Origin of the sequence: Rhodovarius sp., assembly GCF_040399605.1 — a bacterium.
Lineage (GTDB): Bacteria > Pseudomonadota > Alphaproteobacteria > Acetobacterales > Acetobacteraceae > Rhodovarius > Rhodovarius crocodyli_A.
Map to the genome: position 1 here is coordinate 1 of NZ_JBBARU010000043.1, position 3,601 is coordinate 3,601.

The window sequence follows — 3,601 nt, forward strand, 5'->3', positions numbered from 1 at the left end:
CCGGCGGGAGCGAGACACAGAACGGCGATGGTGTTCGCTATGGATGTTGAATCCGTCCAGGTAAAAGGCCGGTTTCAGCGTGGTCGGCATTTGCCCCGGTTCGAACCCCACTTGCCCAAAATCCGTACTTCGAGAGCGAACACTTTGGTACGGAAATTCTCCAGCATCTGGTGTTTCTCTGCGGTCAGACTGCGGTCACACCCCCCTGGCGAAAACCCTGTAATTTCAGTCCACAGCAGCCTAATCATGGGCCATTTCAGAAGGCACTAGCCATTTCGCCAGATTGACGAGACCGTCCAAAAATTTTGTACAAAAAGGGAATTTGCGGACTACCTAACTTTGTGATCGCCAGGTTGCTGCTGTTCGCGGGCGACTTTCGTTCGGTCGGGTTGACACCGCACGAACGGGGGTTCTTTTCGCCATGGGCACGACACTGTCGAAATCTGAGAACGCCGCACCCGCCCCTCGCACTGCCGAGGGTAGCAAGAGCAATTGGCTGCTGGTGCTGGCAGCCACGGCGGTGGCCGCGCTGCTGAGCGGCTTTTACGGCATCACTGAATATGCCTCCGGCACGGGTGAGGTTGTGGCGCGCACTGAACGGAGCGCCGACCGCTTTGATGCCACCTTCCGTGAGTTGGTGACCGCCCGCTACCGCACCCTCGGCCTCGCCGCCGATACGATGCTGCAGAGTCGTGTCACGGTGGAAGCCTTTGCCAATGGCGACCGCGACGCGCTGAGCGCCATTATCGAGCCCTTCTTCCAGACCCTGCAGCGCGACCATAATATTGGGCAGTTGAACTTCTGGACCGCGCCCGCAGTCGTATTTTACCGCGCCGGCCGCCCGAATGAGTACGGCATGGACCTGTCGCGCTTCCGCCGTTCTATTGTGGCGGCGAATGAGCGCCGCCAGCGCATCATGGCCGTCGAAACCGGGCAAGGCGGCGAGGTAGCACTGCGCGCCATTGTTCCAGTGACCCATCATGAGCGTTTCGTTGGCGTGCTGGCCTTCGGCAGCGATTTTAACATCCCGCTCGAACGTGCCCGCGCGCTTTCTGGGATGAATTGGGCCTATAGCATCACCAAGGAGATTTCCGACCGTACCGAGCGCCAGCCGCTGCCGGCCAATGATGTCACGCTGGGCGACGATATCTATATCAGGTATTCGGACCCGGAGACGGCGCGCATGATGCGCCAGATCCGCTTCAACCCCCGTTCCACCGAAAGCCAGCTTCTCTCCCAAGCGGGACGCACGGTATTGGTGAAGACTTTCTTTGTGACTAATTTTTCCGGCGCACCCAGCATCACAATCGCCACCTCGCTGGATGTGACCGAGCAGTTTGCCGCCATCCTGCGGGGGGTGCTGATCAAGTGCGGTGTGCTGTTTGTGGTGGTGGCCTTGGTGGGCAGCATTGTCGCGATCAGTTTCCGCAAATCCGGGGCCAGCTTTGTCGGCGCGCTGGGGCGGCAGCGGCGCGAATTGGCCGAGCGCACGGCCATGGCCGAGGCGGCGATGGCCAAGCTGAAACAGGTCGATCTGATCAAGCGCGGCTTCTTCAACAACCTCGTGACCGCCATTGCCGAGCCATTGCAGGCGGTGAGCGGCCATTTGGCGGCGCTGGCGCCCAAGGCCAATGACGCGGGCGACAAGGCTCTGGTGGAAGCGCTGGCCTTCCCGCAGGCGGAAATGGCGCGGCTGAGCCGGCTGGTCGAGGATTTCCATCAGGTGGAATTGTTCCGCCAGGGCCTGGTCAAGACCGAGGCGCCGCTCGCGGCATTGGCCGAGTTGGTCTCTCGCAGCATTGATGAGGATCTCGCAGCCTATCGCCGGCTGCCCAACCTGGCCATTGCCATGGCCGTGCCGGCGGGTTTGCCCCGCGCGCGGGTGGATGGTGACCTGCTGCGCCGGGCGATTGGCAGCCTGGTGGGCTTTGCCGCCCAGCGCTCGGGCCAGGGCGAGGTGCGCTTCAGCGCCGAGCAGGATGCCCAGGCCTGGCTGGTGCTGCGCATCACCGGCACGGCCTTCTCCGGCCCGGCCGCGCCGAGCGAGATGCTGCTCGATGAGGCGGGCCAGTTCCTCGCGCAGCTCGCCGAGGACAGCGATGTGGCCGCGCGGGCCAATGCGCTGATTGGCGTGGTGCTGGCGCGGATGATCGTGGAGTTCTACGGCGGCACGCTGGGCGTGGCTGGGCCGGAAGCGCCGGGCTTTGTCATTCGCCTGCCGGCAGCGGGCTGAGGGCGCGGCGATGATGCAACTCTATGGGCGCCTTGGCATTGCCATTGCGGCGCTGGGCATTTTGGCCCTGTTGGGCAAAGTCTTTACCGCGCCGCTGGCTTTTGTCTTTGACCTCTCCGAGGCGAGCCTGGCGCAGCTGATCCTCGCTGCGCTGTGGTTTTCCCTCACGCTATTGCTGGCACGGGTGATCCGCAATGAGGTGATCCATGGCTGGATCGAGCGGCGCTCGGGCCAGCAGGTGCCGCCCTTGATCGGCAGCCTAGCAACCGGGCTCATCATGTTCCTGGGTTTATGCGCCATCATGTCCTTGGTGTTCGAGCGCGATATCACCGCGCTGGTCGCCACCGGCGGTGCCTCGCTGATGATTCTGGGCATTGCGCTGCGCGATATCCTATTGGCGCTGTTCACCGGCATCGTGCTGAATGTGGAGAAGCCCTTCCGCGTGGGCGATATGGTGCAGATCAATGATCGGCAGCAGGGCAGGATAGAGCGCATCACCTGGCGCACCACGGTGCTGCTGACGGGGAATAATGAGACGATCTATATCCCCAACCTGCTGCTCTCCAACGCCATCATCCTGAACATGGCGCAGCCCGATAAGCGCTCCAGGCGAAGCCTTGAGGTGAGAATCCGCTACGATACCTCGGTCGATAGTGCCGAGCGCGTGCTCTATGCCGCAACGCTGGGTGCGGCGGGGGTGGTGCATGTGGCGCCACCCACGGTGTTTGCCCGCAAACTTGAAGCCGATTGCGTGCTCTATGAGGTGGCCTTCACCATCTCCAACTACGCCGATGGCAAGAAGGCGGAACACGCGGTGCTGAAGAATATTCTGCAATGCATGCGCGATGCCGATATGACCACGCAGGGTCAGGTGAAGATCGCCAATCGCGCGCTTGATACCTTCCATCTGGTGCAGCAGGTGCGACTGTTCCGCGGGTTGCCGGAGGATTTGTGCAAGCGCATCGCCGGCCTTTTGGTGGAGCGGCACATTCCCGCAGGCGCCCCCATCGTGGTCGCTGGGGAGCGGCGCAATGCCATGTTCATCATCGGCGAAGGCATGGCCAAGCGCACCGGTACCGACCGTGCCGGCGCCTCCGTGGTGTCTCAACGCTTCATGGCGACCGAGGCCTTTGGCCGCAAGGCGCTTTTCGCCTGCCAGAGCCACAGCGCGACAGTTGTGGCCGAGACGGCGGTGCTGGCCTATGAGTTCGAGCGCCGCGCGCTGGCCCGATTACTGGCCGAGACCCCGGAACTGCTCGAGACATTTGCTATGGCCCTGGCGCAATTGCATTATCGGGAGACGCATCCAGGCCGCGCCGAGGATGATCTGCCGGCAGCCGCGATTGCGCGCTTGGTCCATCTGCATCG

2 protein-coding genes are annotated in these 3,601 nt (G+C 62.7%); both read left to right on the forward strand.

What is annotated here, in order from left to right; translation table 11 throughout:
* The first annotated feature begins 421 nt into the window (after nt 1-421).
* Nucleotides 422-2,233 (forward strand): cache domain-containing protein, encoded by a 1,812-nt coding sequence (locus ABWP84_RS11735; protein WP_353212217.1) that lies wholly within the window; start codon nt 422-424, stop codon nt 2,231-2,233.
* A gap of 10 nt (nt 2,234-2,243) precedes the next feature.
* The coding region (locus tag ABWP84_RS11740) for a mechanosensitive ion channel family protein (RefSeq protein WP_353212218.1) at nt 2,244-3,601 on the forward strand (1,358 nt) is incomplete at its 3' end.

Coding starts and splice junctions, on each gene's coding strand:
- ABWP84_RS11735 (WP_353212217.1), top strand. CDS start 422: ATGGGCACGACACTGTCGAAATCTGAGAACGCCGCACCCGCCCCTCGC.